The sequence below is a fragment of the Streptomyces scopuliridis RB72 genome (genome assembly GCF_000718095.1).
Lineage (GTDB): Bacteria > Actinomycetota > Actinomycetes > Streptomycetales > Streptomycetaceae > Streptomyces > Streptomyces scopuliridis.
In genome coordinates, this window is the sequence record NZ_JOEI01000037.1 from 66,194 (window position 1) to 82,079 (window position 15,886).

General features: G+C 69.8%; 9 protein-coding genes. All 9 read left to right on the plus strand.

Annotated elements, in window-relative coordinates:
• Nucleotides 1-88: 88 nt before the first annotated feature.
• The 9 genes from IF11_RS0133860 to IF11_RS0133900 all read left to right on the plus strand — a co-directional run bounded on the left by IF11_RS0133860 (nt 89) and on the right by IF11_RS0133900 (nt 15,647).
• Nucleotides 89-1,129: a LacI family DNA-binding transcriptional regulator gene (locus IF11_RS0133860; protein WP_030355636.1), complete on the plus strand. Its 1,041-nt coding sequence runs from the start codon at nt 89-91 to the stop codon at nt 1,127-1,129.
• 356 nt (nt 1,130-1,485) lie between these two features.
• The gene (locus IF11_RS38025; protein ID WP_051746438.1) at nt 1,486-3,279 is read left to right on the plus strand and encodes a glycoside hydrolase family 36 protein; all 1,794 of its coding nucleotides are present in this window, start codon (nt 1,486-1,488) and stop codon (nt 3,277-3,279) included.
• Nucleotides 3,280-3,299: 20 nt separating this feature from the next.
• The gene (locus IF11_RS37215) at nt 3,300-6,194 is read left to right on the plus strand and encodes a DOMON domain-containing protein (RefSeq protein WP_133243173.1); all 2,895 of its coding nucleotides are present in this window, start codon (nt 3,300-3,302) and stop codon (nt 6,192-6,194) included.
• Nucleotides 6,195-6,266: 72 nt separating this feature from the next.
• Nucleotides 6,267-7,538 (plus strand): enolase C-terminal domain-like protein, encoded by a 1,272-nt coding sequence (locus tag IF11_RS0133875; protein ID WP_051746439.1) that lies wholly within the window; start codon nt 6,267-6,269, stop codon nt 7,536-7,538.
• Between the two features lie 25 nt (nt 7,539-7,563).
• Nucleotides 7,564-8,919, plus strand: coding sequence for an ABC transporter substrate-binding protein (locus IF11_RS0133880; protein WP_030355639.1), 1,356 nt, complete (start codon nt 7,564-7,566; stop codon nt 8,917-8,919).
• A gap of 29 nt (nt 8,920-8,948) precedes the next feature.
• Nucleotides 8,949-9,848, plus strand: coding sequence for a carbohydrate ABC transporter permease (locus IF11_RS0133885; protein WP_030355640.1), 900 nt, complete (start codon nt 8,949-8,951; stop codon nt 9,846-9,848).
• On the plus strand, nt 9,845-10,804 hold the full coding sequence (locus IF11_RS0133890) for a carbohydrate ABC transporter permease (protein WP_206300565.1): 960 nt from the start codon (nt 9,845-9,847) through the stop codon (nt 10,802-10,804). Before IF11_RS0133885 ends, IF11_RS0133890 begins: the two co-directional genes overlap by 4 nt.
• Nucleotides 10,801-14,826, plus strand: coding sequence for a fibronectin type III domain-containing protein (locus tag IF11_RS0133895; RefSeq protein WP_030355642.1), 4,026 nt, complete (start codon nt 10,801-10,803; stop codon nt 14,824-14,826). Before IF11_RS0133890 ends, IF11_RS0133895 begins: the two co-directional genes overlap by 4 nt.
• Nucleotides 14,823-15,647: an NAD-dependent epimerase/dehydratase family protein gene (locus IF11_RS0133900; RefSeq protein WP_030355643.1), complete on the plus strand. Its 825-nt coding sequence runs from the start codon at nt 14,823-14,825 to the stop codon at nt 15,645-15,647. The genes IF11_RS0133895 and IF11_RS0133900 overlap by 4 nt, the downstream gene beginning before the upstream one ends.
• Nucleotides 15,648-15,886 lie beyond the last annotated feature (239 nt).

Sequence of the window (15,886 nt, forward strand, 5' to 3'; positions counted from 1 at the left end):
TGCGCGGCTCCGGTGGCTGTGTGGTTGCACAGCGACACGACGTGGGCAGCCTCTCAGCGCCGTGTCGCCGAGAGGAGCGTTCCCGTACATGACCACACCGAGGCCGAGTGCGGCCAGGCCACGGCGCCCGACGATGATCGACGTCGCACGCGAGGCCGACGTCAGCCTCAAAACGGTCTCGCGTGTGGTGAACGGCGTGACGACCGTTGATCCGGAACTGACCGAACGGGTACTGGCAGCGGTGGCGCGCCTGGGCTTCCGGCGCAACAACATGGCCCGGGACCTGCGCTCGCGCAGCACGTCGGCGACGGTCGGACTCCTCATCGAGGACCTGGCCAACCCGTTCTACGCGGGCATCGCCGCGGCGGCGGCGCAGTGCGCCCTGGAGCACGACACCCTGCTGATCACGGCCAGTTCGGAAGAGGACGCGGCCCGGGAACGCAGCCTGCTGCTGCGGATGTGCGAGCAACGGGTCGACGGGCTGCTGGTCGTTCCGGCCGGCAGCACCGCCGACCACGCCTATCTGCGCGCCGAGATAGAGCTGGGCACGCCGGCCGTGTTCCTCGACCGCCCGCCCACCAACCTGCGCGCCGACACCGTGCTCATCGACAACAGGGCGGGCGCGCGGGCCGCGATCGAGCACCTGGTCGCCCGCGGACACGAGCGGATCGGCGTCCTGTCGGACTGGCTCAGCATCCATCCCATGGCCGAGCGGCTCTCGGCCGCCGAGGACGCGCTCGAACGGGCCGAAGTCGCCTACCGGCCCGATCTGATCCGGTACGGACTGCACACCCTGCAAGACACCGAGGCGGCCGTCGAGAAGATGCTGGCGGCGCCGCAGCCGCCCACCGCGCTGTTCGCCCTCAACAACCGGATCACACTCGGTGCCCTCGGGGTGCTGAACCGCCTGCGGCAGGACGTGGCGGTGATCGGCTTCGACGACTTCGAGACCGCGGGTCTGATGGCGCGCCCGCTGACCGTCGTGTCGTACGACGCACCCGCCATCGGCAGGATCGGCGCGGAGTTGCTGTTCAAGCGGATAGCGGGGGACAGGTCGCGGCCCAGGACGGTCGTGCTCCCCACGACGCTCGTCGAGCGCGGTACCTCCGGCGGTCCGTCAGAAAGCTGATCCGCCCCGGCGAACGGTCGCGGTCATCAAGTTCGGCATGTGCGGTCATCGACGTGTGCCGCCGCTCTAGGCAACGTTGTCTCGACTGGTTATGGTTCAGAACCGGCCTTCACGGCGGGGGCGTGTTTGCGGACTGTGCGCCGGAGCGGTTCACAGCACCGGCAGTTGACGGCCTTTCCCTCACTGTGGACGCCCTGACCAGCGACAAGTGCCGCGCACCTCGACAGGAGAGCGGCTGCTGTCAAGGTCACACTCCAAGTGCGGTCACCGGATTCGGAATTGGAGTGTGCCGTAGACCTAGGCAACGTTGTCTCGGCTGGCTATGTTTCAGGCCCGAACCTCGGAGAGGAACGGTAATGGCGGACATCATGGATCTGGCGCGGTTGTGGGCCGACCATGACGCGCTTCATGTGCACGGTGTGGCGGTCAGCCTGCTGACGGAGGGGCCGCGCCCCGAAGTGGAGCACGACGAGGACGGTGCGGTGATCCGCCTGCGGGCCGGCACAACCGGGGCGACACTGCTCCGCCTGGATGTCCCGCTGGGCGACGCCGTCGGCTACTGGCATCCGGCGGCGGGCTGGGACCGCCACCTTGTCGCGGACTGGGCGAGCCGTTGGCGCGCTGTCGGCCTCGTCGACTCGGCGCCACTGGGCTGCCTGTACGACGCGGCGGGCGCGGCGCTGCTGGCGTTCTCGTCCGACCGGGTCGCGGCGACGACCCGGATGCGGTTCGGCGTGGCGGAGCCCTCGGCCCGATTCGGGGTCTGGCTGGCCATGGACCTGCTTCCGGGAGAGCACTGCCGTATCCGTGTTCAGGCGCCCGGCAGGCCCTTCGCCGACGCGGTGCGGACCCTGACCCGCCGGCTCTCGGCGGGCGACGAACTTCCGCTGCCCGACGCGGCCCGCACCCCGGCCTATTCGTCGTGGTACTCGCTGCACCGGGACGTGGACGCGGCGCGCGTCGAGGCCGAAGCCGCACTCGCGGCCGAGGCCGGGTGCGGGGTGCTGCTGCTGGACGACGGCTGGCAGCGGCACGCGGACGGCGCCGGCTACTCAGGCAGCGGCGACTGGAGTCCGGACCCGGCGAAGTTCCCCGACTTCGCCGCGCACGTCAGGACGGTACAGGGCCTGGGACTTCGCTATCTGGCCTGGATCGCGCCGCTGCTCCTCGGCGAGCGCACCGAGGCGTACCAGGCGATGAAAGACTTCGCCCCGCACGCCGTACCGCGCCTGTCGTGCCGCGTGCTGGACCCGCGTCACGCGGAGGCCCGGCGGTTCGTCGTGGAGTCCTGCGTCGATCTCGTACGCCGTTACGGCCTGGACGGACTGAAGATCGACTTCCTGGACTTCGCGATGGTCTATGCCGACGAGTCGGTCCATGCCGAGGAGGGGGGCGGCCGGGCCGGAACCGACATCGGCCTCGCCATGCGTGGACTCCTGACGGAACTGCGCGACCGGCTGCGCGAACTCCGCGGCGATGAACTGCTCATCGAGTTCCGGCAGCCGTACACGGGACCGGGCATGCTCAGCTTCGGCAACCTGCTGCGCGCCGGCGACTGTCCGGCCGACGCGACGGGCAACCGTGTGCGAACGCTCGACATCGGTGTCGCCGCGACGGCCGGGGCCGTCCACTCGGACATGCTCATGTGGGACCCCGGGGCCTCGGTGCGGGCGGCGGCCAGACAGCTCCACTCGGCCCTGTACGCGACGCCGCAGATCTCCGTCCGACTGGCGGAGCAGTCCGCCGAGCACCGCGCGATGACGACCTTCTGGCTCGGGTTCTGGCGCGACCACCGTGATGTCCTCACCAGGGGCGAGATCCGGGCGGGACGCCCCGACCAGCTCTACGGGACGGTGGTCGCGAGCTCCGCACAGCGGGCCGTGATCACCTTCTACGCCGAACACCGCCTCGCCGCGCTCGATCTCGAACGCTTCACCGAAGTCGCCCTGGTCAACTCCACCGCCGTCGACCACGTGACCCTGGACATCGGCGGCCGCGCCGTCGAGGTCGGGCTCGACTCCTCCGACGCCTGCGGCCGGCCCGCCGGTTCGTCCGTACGGACCCTGGCTCCCGGCCCGCACACCATCCCCGTTCCCCCCTCCGGCCTGTGCGTGCTCAGGCCGGTGCCACCCAAGCATTCCTCGCGCTGACGTTCTGGAGAGGTTCGCTCGTGTCAGACAGCCAAGATCGACGTCCTCGCACCGCCGCGGCATCGCCGGCTCCCGGTGAGATCTCCCGTCGCAACCTCGTGGGGCTGGGGGCGGCCACCGTCCTCGGTGTCACGGCGGCCGGCGCCCTGGCGCCGCGCGCCCAAGCCGCCGCCCTGGCCGGCACACAGACCTCCGGCGCCGCGGCGCCCGTGGTCGCCCTCGGTTTCTCCGACCCGACCGGGCTCTACCCGGTGACCGGTGACGACCCGGTCTCCCCCGACCTGCTGGTCACCTTCACCAGCCCCACCGCGCTCAGCGGGACCGTCGCGTGGTCCGTCTCGGCCCGGGGCGAGGAGCCCCTCGGCAGCGGAACCGAGCCGTTCACGGCGGCGGCGGGCATCCCGAGCACCCTCACCATCCCGCTCGGCTCGCTCGGCCCGGACCACTACGAGGTCACCGCGACCGTGACGGACGCGGCCGGAACGCGGCTGCTCACCGAGACCGTCGGGCTCGGCGTGATCCGTCCCGCGGTCGTGGGACGGCGTCCGGAGTCGGTGTTCGGCCTGGGCATCCGGCCGGAGTCCGCCCCGGCGATCACCAAGCGGATCGCGCAGCGCATGGGGGTGAAGTGGACCCGCGGCATCGACGCCGTCCAGCCGAACACCGTGTCCCCGGGGCCGGGCGTCTTCTGGCAGCAGCCGCAGATCGACGCGGCCCGGGCCGAGATCGCCGAATGGCACCGTCACGGCATCGAGACCCTCGGCGGCATCAACTACAACATGTCGTGGAACGTCCAGCCGGGGCCGAACGGCGAGCAGCTCAGACCGCACCAGAACCGGCCCAAGGACATGGCCGCGCACGTCGAGATGGTCTACCACGCGATCGCGCCGTTGCAGGACCTGGTCCCGAACTGGGAACTGTGGAACGAGCCGTGGGTCCACGGCTGGACCTGGAAGACCGGCGACGCCCAGGACTACCGCGACATGTGCAAACTGATCTGGGACCGCGTGAGGCCGGAGTACCCGGACGTCAACCTGATCGGCGGCGGCTCGGTCTCCTACAACCGTGACATCGTCTACGCCCAGGGCTCGAAGGACACCGGGTACATCGACGGTTCGGTGAACCACGCCTACGGCTATCCCGACGCGACCCAGTACGCGATGGCCAAGACACAGATGAAGATGGACCGGCTCTGGTCGCGGACGAACGGGCGCGCCGGTCAGTGGCAGACCGAGCTGGGCACCGCGACCCAGTACAACTTCGCCGATCTGCCGCCCGACGAGGCGAACTACGGTGTGGCCCGGACGCTGGCTCCGACCTACCTGCTGCACATGCTCGCCGGCGCCGAGGAGGACTCGCCCATCCGGATCTTCTGGTTCTCCCTGTCCTACGACAAGGGGTACTCCGGCGCCGAGTTCAACATCTACGACGCGAGGACCAGGACTCCGCTGCCCGCGGTCGTCGCCTACGCCACCATGACAAGCCTGCTCGAAGACTCCGAGATGCGGGGCGAGCTGTATCCGGACGCGAAGTCGACCTGGGGCTTCCTCTTCCGCGGGGCGGACGGCAAGGGCAGGGCCGCCGTCTACGCGGACCAGCTCTACGACGGGACCGACGAACACCAGGACGCGGGCTACACCGGCACCATCACCCTGGACGACGCCCTCGGCATCCGTGCCTACGACTACCTCGGACGCCGGCTCACGGACGGCACGAAGCGCCAGGTCACCTTGGCCCTCAAGCCGTGGGAGGTCGTCTACTTCGACAGCGACCTGACACCGGAGGTGCTCCAGAAGGCCCTGACCCACGGCGCACACATCGATTACAGCACCCCGCTGCACATCAGCCCACTGTCCTTCGTGAAGCCGCTGGACTCGACGAGCACCATCGACATACGTGTGGAGAACGTGTCGCCGAAGGCGATGGACGCGCTGATCAGGATCACCCCGCCGGAAGGCTGGCAGGTGGCGTCGCAGGCACTCCCGATCAGCAGGCTGCGGCCCGGGGAGTCCCGCGTTGTCTCCTTCCCCGTGACGCGGTACCAGGTGAGCGCCGAAAACACGTACACCGTCGGGTACGACGTCACCGTGGAGCGCCGTCCGGGCCTGCACCAGACCGGGTCGGGGACCATCCAGGTCGCCTACGTCCCGTTCCGGCAGATCACCGTCGGCGCGAGCGCGAGCCAGTGGAACGACGTCATCCCGGTGACGATGACGAGTGTGTCCGCGGCCGGTGACACCAGGACCTACACGTTCCAAGCCGCCTGGGACGACCGCTTCCTGTACGTCAGGGCCCTGATCGAGGACGACCTCCAGGTGTCGAACCCGGCGTTCCCGCTCGACGAGTACCAGTTCGCGTTCAAGGCGGACAGCATCCAACTGGCCTTCGACGCGGTGGCCGACAAGACGGAGGACCTGCTGGCCGGCGATCCGCACTACGAGAAGTGTCTGAGGTCCGCCTCGCACCTGTACGTCGCGACCCTGGCCACCGGCGGTCAGTCCGAACTGCATCGGCAGTTGGCGCCGGGCACCAACTATCAGACCTACTATCCGACCAACGCCGTGCTTCCGACGCCGCTCGGTCTGCTGGACGCGACACCGGCCGACGGCTCCGAGGGCCGGGTGCTCGTGTCCCGGGACGACGGCGGCAAGCTGACCAGATATGAGATCGCGCTCGCCTGGACCCAACTCCCCGAACTGGCCGCGGCGGTGCGGGACGCCCGGCCCGGCAGTGTCACCCCGATGACCTTCGCCGTCCAGGTGCAGGATTCCGGAACGACCGGGCACGGAGCCACCTACTGGACGACGGAGTCGGCACCCCCGACGTCGGGCTGCTACAACTTCGCGCCGTTCTGGGGTACCGGTGCGCAGTTCACCGGCGGACGTGTCGACACCCGCTGGGGCATCGGGGCCTGAATTCCGCCCGCCCCCCGGGAGAACGCCCGTGTCGGCACGGAGCGCCGGCCTTGAGGACCAGGAGTCACACCCGTGAGCCACACCACCGACACGCCCACCGAACCGCCGTGGGCGCAGCCGTCAGGGGTCCGTATCACCGGAGTCCGGGCCATCCTCACCGCGCCGGCCGGGACGACGCTCGTCGTCGTCCGGGTCGACACGAACGAGCCCGGACTGTACGGATTCGGCTGCGCCACCTTCACCCAGCGCGCGGCGGCGGTCGCCACCGTCGTCGACGACTACCTGGCGCCGCAGCTGATCGGACGCGATCCGGCGGACATCACCGACATCGCGGCGACGCTGCATGTGAGCGGCTACTGGCGCTCGGGTCCGGTGCTCAACAACGCGCTGTCCGGGGTGGACATGGCGCTGTGGGACATCAAGGGGAAGCAGGCCGGTCTTCCGGTGTGGCAGCTCCTCGGCGGCCGGTGCCGCACCGCGGTGCCGCTGTACGCACACGCCGCGGGGCGGGACGCCGAGGAGGTCGCCGACGAGGTGAGGGACCTGATGTCCCAGGGCTACCGGCATGTGCGCTGCCAGGTCGCCGTCCCCGGCGCCGGCACCTACGGAGCACCCGCCGCCGCGGCCCCTGGCAGTGCCCGCCCGCCCCTGACCCCGAACGCCTGGGACCCCGCGGCGTACCGGCGCACCCTGCGGGGGCTCTTCGAGCATCTGCGCCGCGAGGTGGGCGCGGAGGTCGAGTTGATTCACGACCTCCATGAGCGTGTCCACCCCACCGACGCCGTCCGTATCGCGAGGGACATGGAGCCGTACGACCTGTTCTATCTGGAGGACCCGGTCGCGCCGGAGGACATCGAGTGGCTCAGGACCATTCGCAGCCACTCCGTGACGCCGATCGCGATCGGCGAGCTGTTCACCAACCCCGCGGAGTACCGTCCGGTCCTCCAGGAGCGCCTGTGCGACTTCATCCGCGTCCACATCTCCGCCATCGGCGGAATCACCCCGGCCTGGCGGCTCGCGGGTGCCTGTGAACTGTTCGGCGTGCGGACCGCGTGGCACGGGCCCGGCGATGTCTCGCCGGTCGGCCACGCCGCCAACCTCGCCCTGGACCTGGCCAGTCCGAACTTCGGTATCCAGGAGCAGCACCAGTTCGGGCCCGCCGTACGAGAGGTGTTCCCCGGCTGTCCCGAGATCCGCGACGGCCATCTGTGGCCGAGCTTCGAGCCCGGGCTCGGCGTCGACTTCGACGAGCGCCTGGCCTTGACCTACCCGCCCGGGCGCACTGCCCCCGGTCATGCGTGGAAGCCGCCGCGACGAGCGGACGGTGCACTCCAGCGCCCGTGACCGACCACCTGAAGGAGTCAGACGCATGAGAACCCGCACCCCCGTCGCGATACTCGTCGCGACGGCCGCCCTGGCCACCGTCCTGGGCGGTTGTTCCCCCTCTTCCTCCGACGCCGGCGCGGGATCGGGGCAGAAGGTCACGCTGACCGTCGCGGAGTGGACGAACCCCGGCGCCGTCGAGTTCACCAAGGAGCTCAACGCCAAGTTCGAGAAGGCGCACCCCGGGGTCACCGTCACATTGCAGACGGCGCCGACCGCCAACGCCGCCTGGCAGCAGCTGTGGAACAGCATGCTGCAGTCCAAGTCGGTGGACGTCCTCGCCCAGTTCGCCCCGACCCAGCAGGGCTTCGCTCCCGACTACACCAACCTCAAGCCCGGCGGTTCGAGCGCGCTGGTCGCCTCCGGGCAGCTGACCGACCTCAAGGACCAGCCGTTCATGAAGAAGTACGACCCGGAGGTCCAGGCCGCCGCGGTCGGCTACCAGGGCGGCGTCTACGGCGTCATGGCGGCCCAGTACGTCGGGGCCGGTGGGCTCTGGTACAAGAAGGACCTGCTCGCGAAGCACGGTCTGTCCGTTCCCACCACCTACCAGGAATTCCTGGACGCCTGCGAGAAGCTCAAGAAGGCCGGGATCACACCGATCTTCGTGTCCGCGAAGGACGGTATGCACGGGGGCGTGTGGCAGGGCATCGCCAACCAGATGATCATGAAGGGGCGTCAGCCCTCGGAGTCCGTCAAGGTGTCCGAGGACCGGGCCACGGCCTTCTGGAAGGGCACCCAGTCCTGGACCGACCCGGTCTACCGGGAGATCTCGGAGCGGCACACGAAGATCATGGAGTACATCGAGCCCAACGCCTCGGGTGTGTCGCAGCAGACCGCCCCGGGTGTCTGGGCCACGCAGGCGGACAACTACCCGTTCCTGCTCGACGGCTCCTGGGACGGGCTGACCATCCAGCAGGCCAACCCGAAGCTCAACCTCGGGTTCTTCACGCTGCCGGGTACCGATGATCCGGCGGCCAACCGCGTCGCGTTCAAACCGGACCTCACCTGGGTGGTGCCGGCCAGCTCGCGCCACAAGGACCTGGCGATGGAGTGGCTCGCGATGTTCTCCGAGCCCGGCAACTACAAGAAGTGGCTGGAGAAGACCGGCTCCCTCTCCACTCAGACGGCGGTGCGGAACACCGAACTGCCCTGGATGGACTGGCTGAACACCCACATGGGTGATGCCTTCCCGCAGCTGTCCGACCCGTGGACCCCGGCAGGGGCGCCCATCGACGCGAAGGGCCCCGACCTGTACAAGATGACGCCGATCGGCGGCGACAGCATCGACACCATCCTGTCCCGTTCGGCATCGGCCTACCGCAAGTCGGTCGGCAGGTAACGAGCGCGCTCTCGGAAAGGAGGCTCGGCGTGGCACGCTGTCCCTTCGGAACCCAACGGACGCGGCGGTTCATCCCCTGGGCCAGCATCGCGATCCCGGGAGCCGGGTGGCTGCTGTTCGGGCTCTACCCGTCGCTCGCCACCATCGGATACTCGTTCACCAGGTACTCCGGGCTGCCGGGCACGCCGCTGAACTTCTGCGGGCTGTGCAACTACTCGGCGGCCTTCACCTCCCTGTCGTCGGTGGTCGGGGACGCGGTGCGGGTCACCCTGGTCTATGTGGTCGGCGCGACCGTGCTGCAGACCGCGGCCGGCCTGGGGCTCGCTCTGCTGCTGAACCGGCCCGGACGGTCGTACGCCGTCTACCGAGCGGTGATCTTCATGCCGCAGATCTTCTCGGTCGCGGTCGTCGGCGCGATCTTCGCGCTCATGTTCGACCCCTACTCGGGCCCGGTGCAGAAGGTCGTGAACGGCCTGTTCGGCGCCACGTCCGCGTTCCTCGGATCGAGTTCGCTGGCGCTGCCCCTGGTGATCCTTGTGAACGTCTGGATGTTCTCCGGCTACACGATGCTCATCTATATCGCCGGGCTGCGGAACATCCCGCCGTCGGTCTACGAGGCGGCGGCCATGGACGGCGCGGGACGCCTTCGGGTGTTCCGGCACGTGACCTGGCCCCTGCTGGCCCCGGCGACCACGGTGACCGTGTTCCTGACGGCGATGGGGACGCTCGGCGAGTACGCGCTGCTCATGGTCCTCACCGGCGGCAACTTCGGCACCAAGACCCTGGGCCTCTACATGTACCAGTCGGCGTTCGGCGGCGACAGCCAACTCGGGTACGGGTCCATGCTCGCGATGCTGCAGTTCTTCCTGACCGTCGTGATCGGCGGCGGCCTCCTGTTCACCCTGCGCCGACGGGAGATCTCGCTGTGAAGGCACCTTCCCCCGTCCTGGAGCGGACCGATCGGGGCATCGCCCGCGGCAGCCGGCCGTGGGCGAAGGCGCCCACGCCGTCCACGAAGCCGGCCAAGGCCATCACGACGAACGTGCTCTGCTTCGCGATCGCCGCCGTACTGTTCGCCCTGCCGCTGGTGTACATGCTGCTGCAGGCGTTCAAGACGTACACCGGGTTTCTCCAGAACCCCACCGGGATGCCGGACCCCTGGACCGTGGAGAGCTTCTCGACGGCGTGGCGCCAGGGCGACTTCGGCCGTCAGATGATCAACAGCCTGGTGTACGCGGTCATCCCCGATACGATCACCCTGATCCTCGGGGTCTTCCTGGCGTTCCCCATCTCACGCGGCTACTTCAAGCGCTCCAACGCGCTGTACACGTTCTTCATCTTCTCCGGGTTCCTGCCGGGCGGCCTCATCCCACTGTTCATCGAGGCCCGAACACTCCACCTGTACAACAGCATGGCCGGATACCTGATCCTGACAAGCCTGTCCGGCGCGGGGTTCTTCTTCTTCGTCGGCTACATCAAGGGCATCCCGCGCGAGATCGACGAGGCCGCCGCGCTGGACGGCTGTGGCTATGTCCGGTTCATCTTCACGATCATCATGCCGCAGATGAAGCCGGCCCTGGCCACCTTCGCCGTCTTCGGATTCGTCCACGCCTGGAACAACCTCATCCTGCCGCTGGTCATGCTGTCCGACGCGGCGCTGTGGCCGGTCACCCGCGGGCTGTACTCGTTCTTCGGCGAGTACACGCAGAACTGGCCGCTCATCGCCGCCGGCACGTTCATCGTGGCCGCGCCCATCCTGCTGCTGTTCGTCCTGCTCCAGCGCCACCTTGTCGAAGGCGTCGCCGGCGGCGCGGCGTTCGGCGCGCAGGGCGTCACCGCCGCTCCGACCGGAGTCGCCAAAACCGGGCAGGGGGAAGGCTCGTGACGGCCACCGTCACCCGATGGCCGGCGGACGGCGACCGGGTACGGTTCCGGCTCGCCGATCCGCTCGGCCATCCGGAGTTCGCCTGGCCCCGGACGCTGCTGCACTACCCGGTCCGCTGGGCCGTCCCCTCGGTCCGCGCCGAGCGGCTTCGGCTGATCGACGAGACGGGGGAGCCGGTGCCGTTCCAGCTCTCCCGGGTGAGCGAGGAAGACGGGCTCCTCACCTCCGCCGTCGTGTGCTTCTTCGGCGAGCTGGCCTCCGGCGCGGCGCACGAATACTGTCTGTGCGCCGACGCATCCCTGCCGGCCGCCGACGTTCCGCGGCCGGTCCGGATCACCGAGGACGGCGGCACCGTCATCGTGGACAGCGGAGCACTCGGCGTACGGCTGCCCTCCTCGGGCCGGTTCGCCGACGGCGTCGTACCGGGGCCCGTACTGCAACTGAACCGCGGTCAGGGCTGGATGGGAACCTCCACACTGCGCTGCGGAGACGAACGACTCGAACACCTGGAAACACACCTGGTCGAAGCCGGGCCGCTCTTCACGACCCATGAGATCCGCTACCGCTTCGCGAGCGGAGCCGGCTACACGGTGAGCGTCCGCTGCCTTCAGGGCTGCGACTTCTTCGAGGTGTCCGAGGAGATGACCTCGCTCGACTCCGCGACGACAACATGGGAACTGAGCTGGGACGGGGTCACGCCGAGCCACCGGAACTCGTCGACCTGGCCGCTGTCGCAGTCACCCGCCGACCATGCCGACCCCGGATCACCGGAAGGCTACCACTGGCTCGGCATCGACGAACCGATCGTCCTCGGCGACAGCGGTGAGGACCCGTCGTTCTCCGGACCCGGCGGGAAGGAGCGCCCGGACGTCGACTTCGCGTTCACCGTCGGTCCGTACGCCCCGAGCTACGCGTGGAACGTCCGGCCCCACGCGACGTTCTGGGACGCGGCGGGAGGTGACGCGATGGGCGTGTTCGTCCGCGACCACGCCCAGTGGGACGACGGCACGTACGCGTCCTGGGCCTCCGCGGACATCCTCCAACTCCGCTTCCGGTACGACGGCGTCCTGCGCTGGACCTGGCCCCTGCGCTCAGGGACCCGGCAGACCGCGATCGCGTTCTACCACCACCAGCGCGATCTGGACGTACTCCGTGACCAGTCGCTCACCACCTACCCGTCCACCTATGTGCGGTCCCTCCACCACTGGCAGGGCACGCTCAGCCTGGACCGCGTCAAGGACTGGAACCTGACGTACTCGGGCCGGCGACCCGCACAGCTGTGCCAGGAAGGCGAGTTCGGCACGCCCGAGGAGTTCACCGAGGCGCTGCTCACCGGCTCCGACGGCCCGCGTCTCATCGCCCACGGTGTGAACGAACTCCCCGGATACCTCAACATCGGTCAGCGCCCGCTCTACGACCGGCTGCTCGACGGCTACGACCGCTTCGCCGACCGGCTCGCCGCCAACGACCGTCAGCGGGTCGACGCGCTGCTGCTGCTGACCGCCTACGTCTCGGCGGGCGAGGAGATCGGCCCGCTACGGCGCATGCTCGGCGGCCATCCGAACTTCCTGGCCGACGGCAAGGCGGCACTGGCCTGCCTCGCCTGGCTCTTCCCCGACCACGAGGCGGCACCGCAGTGGCTCGACCGGTTCGAGAAATTCGTCGAGCTGGCCGGCGTCTTCCACACGCGGCCGGAGCTGCCGACGCGCCGGTCCCGGGCCGGCCGCTGGACGGAGAGCCTGGCCACCTATGTCTGGGCCTTCCTCCGCCCGGTCACCCAGGGAAACCACCTCGGGCAGCTCACCGACGGCCGCAACCGCCTCGCCACACCGGAGTTCGCGGCGGTCGGCGACTGGCTGGTGAACGCCCTGACCGCACCGGTCGAGATCAGCGCGACCGGCGAGACGCGGCGGCTGCATCCCGCGCAGGGGGCCCACGCGTTCTGGCCACGGCGCCCACCCGTCGAGATGCGGCTCCTCGGCGAAGCCCTGCGGCGCTACCGCCCGCTCGTCGCCGAACATCTGCTGTGGGGGAGCGACGCCTCGGCCCACCGGCTCGACAGCCCGCACGGCGCGCCCGACCCATGGCGCGTCATGGTGCGGTCCACCGGCAACCAGGGCACCAACCCACGCCTGAAGAGCTCGAAATACACCGGATACGGCATCACACTGCGCACACACGTCGACCAGCCCGACGAGATCGCGGTCTTCCTCCAACAGGTGGACCGGGGGCCCAACTACCGCTGGGGAATCGCCGACGACAACGGTTCCGGGCACCTCTACTACTACGCCGGAGGGCACTCCTACAGCGGCCACGGACCGGAGGACGCAGGCGACCGCAGGGCCCCGGACGCGACCTTCGTCAGCTCGTGCGCGATCTGGACGGACGGCGCCTACCACGCGATCGGCCAGAACACGCTCGACCGGCCCTTCTACGACCTGGGGTGCTCGCAGTACGCCGAGATCACATCCGATCCGGACGGTCCGGTCGGCGGCCGCTATCTCAGCCGCAGCGTCCTGCTCGTCGGCGGCGACTACCTCGTCACGTACGACTCGTTCGCGGCGAACCAGCGCATGGTGTGGACGTGGTCGGCGCTGACCGAGGCCACCGGCCACGACGCCAACAGCTTCCACCACCTCGCCGAGCGAATGCCGTTCATCCATGTGGTCCGCGGGGTGCGCACGGACGGCACCCTCGACGGCGCCTTCGCCACCGAGGTCTCCCACGGCGTACGCCTGGAGGGGAGAGCCGATGGCGGCACCGGCAACACCCTGGCCGTCGTGAGCCACCGCGACGACCTCACCATCGACCCCGAGCGCGTGACGCCCTGGGGCGCCCGGATCCGGACCCCGCACAGCCTCGACTACGTGTTCCGCCACGAGGCGGCGACGCACTACCAGCCGAAGACGATCGAGTTCGCCGAGAACGGGCTGCGCTTCTCCGGAACGGCCGGGACGATCCGGCTCCTCGACGACGGCTCGCGGCAGCTGACGCTCTTCCACGGAAGCGCCGTGGGTACCTCGGATCTCCTCGTGACCACCGACGACGAGGATCTCGGTATCAGCCTGTGCTACCGGGGCTCCGCCGAGAGCCAGGGCACGTACGACGCGCCGTCCGACAGCTCGGTGAGCCTGCACATCCTCGCGGGCCTCGACGGCCTCGGTACGGCGGTCGGCTTCTACATCGACGGCGAGAGGGCGCGGCCGCTCTCCGTGTCACGGGACGCGATCACCGTGGCGCTGCCCCGAGGCCATCACCGCTGGGAACTGACGGGACGACAGCCGGAGCCGGCGCCCTCTCAGGTCGTCGGGACCGAGACCGGCGGCGACGGCGCGCTCGTGCACTTCACCATGGTGGCCGCCGCGCAGTGCTATCTGGTGCAGCTCAGCTCCGACGGTGGGACCACATGGACACCGGCCGCGGAGGTGGAACAGAGCCCCTGCCGTCTGACCGGCCTCGCCGACGGGGAGAAGTACCACGTCCGCGTCGTCGCCCGGAACTCCGGTCGGCAGGCCGCTCCCGGCGCCGACTACCCGGTCTACGCCGAGTGTCGAGCGCCCGATCCGCCTGACGGTCTCACACTGCGGCTCGGCCCCGGCGCGGTCACCGCGACCTGGGGCGAGGTGCTGGGCGCCGGCCGATACCGGCTCTACCGGCGCCGCAAGGGCGACAGCGCGTACCGTGAGGTCTTCGCCGGGCTCGGGTTCCGCCACACCGACGACGCGCCCGGAGTCGTCCCCGGATGCGACGATCCGGACCAGGACCCAGCGGAGGTGACCGTGTACGAATACGCCGTCGCGGCCGAGAACGGCAACGGTGTCGGCCCGAAGTCGGCGGCCGTGGACACCGACCCGCGCAGTCCGCGGCACTGGTATCCACCGACGGACCTGGTCTTCCGCCGACAGCACACCTACAACCAGCCGCCTTATGTGCCCGCCTCCGCGGCCCCGCGGCCTTATACCGGCCAGGTCCCGCCCCCGGCGCTGCCGGCGATCGCCCACCCGGCGGGGGAGGCGTCATGACCCGGCAGCGGATTCTTGTCACCGGAGCCGCCGGCCGCATGGGCCGGGAACTGCGCCCGCGCCTGGCCCGGGAGGGCAGGACCCTGCGGCTGCTGGACCTCGCGGAGATCGAATCGGCCGGTCCGAACGAGGACGTGGAGATCGTCCGAGCGTCCTTCACCGACCCGGACGCGATCGACGCGGCGTGCCGGGACGTCGAAGCGGTGCTCCACCTGGGCGGACTGTCCGGAGAAGCACCGTGGGAGCAGATCGCCGACATCAACATCGACGGGACCCGGCGGGTGCTCGAAGCCGCACGCCGACAGGGCGTCCCCCGTGTGACGCTCGCGTCGAGCATCCACGCCGCGGGGTTTCACACGCGCGAGGACGTCGTCGACGGTGTCCTGCCCGCTGACACGCCGACTCGACCGGACACCTACTACGGCGTCGGGAAAGCCGCGATCGAGGCGCTGGGCAGTCTCTACCACTCCCGGTTCGGCATCGACGTCTCCTGCCTGCGGATCGGCGCGTTCCGGCCGGTCCCGCTCACCCCGGAGGACCTGGCCGCCTGGTTGTCGCCGGGCGACGCCGCCAGGCTGGTCGAAGCCTGTCTGCGTGCCGAACCCGCCGGCTTCCGCGTGCTGTGGGGTATCTCCGGCAACGCCCGCCGGTGGTGGTCCCTGGCGGAGGCGGAGGCGATCGGGTACCGCCCCGAGGACGACGCGGAACACCACGCGGCATCGATCCTCGGCTCCGGGGCCTTCGGACCAACGGCCTTCGATCCCGCGGAGCCTCGCAACTTCCGGGTCGGCGCCCACTTCTGCACGATGCCGCTCGGCTGACGGGGTGGCGGCTGACGGGGAGCGGACCGGTCACACCGTAGGCCAGGGCGGGCAACGTTGTCTCTGCCCACGGACCGGATCGGCCGGCATCAACGGTGGCGCTAGGGCCTGTCTTCAAAGTCCCGCCTGCCTGGCGACGCCCGGCACGCACGCTCGCGGCGTTGTCGGGATCACCCCAGTACGTCCAGTACTGGGGCGACCCTCCGCCTTGCGATCGCCGCTCGGCATCCGAAGGAGGA

Coding starts and splice junctions, on each gene's coding strand:
- IF11_RS0133860 (WP_030355636.1), top strand. CDS start 89: ATGACCACACCGAGGCCGAGTGCGGCCAGGCCACGGCGCCCGACGATG.
- IF11_RS38025 (WP_051746438.1), top strand. CDS start 1,486: ATGGCGGACATCATGGATCTGGCGCGGTTGTGGGCCGACCATGACGCG.
- IF11_RS0133880 (WP_030355639.1), top strand. CDS start 7,564: ATGAGAACCCGCACCCCCGTCGCGATACTCGTCGCGACGGCCGCCCTG.
- IF11_RS0133900 (WP_030355643.1), top strand. CDS start 14,823: ATGACCCGGCAGCGGATTCTTGTCACCGGAGCCGCCGGCCGCATGGGC.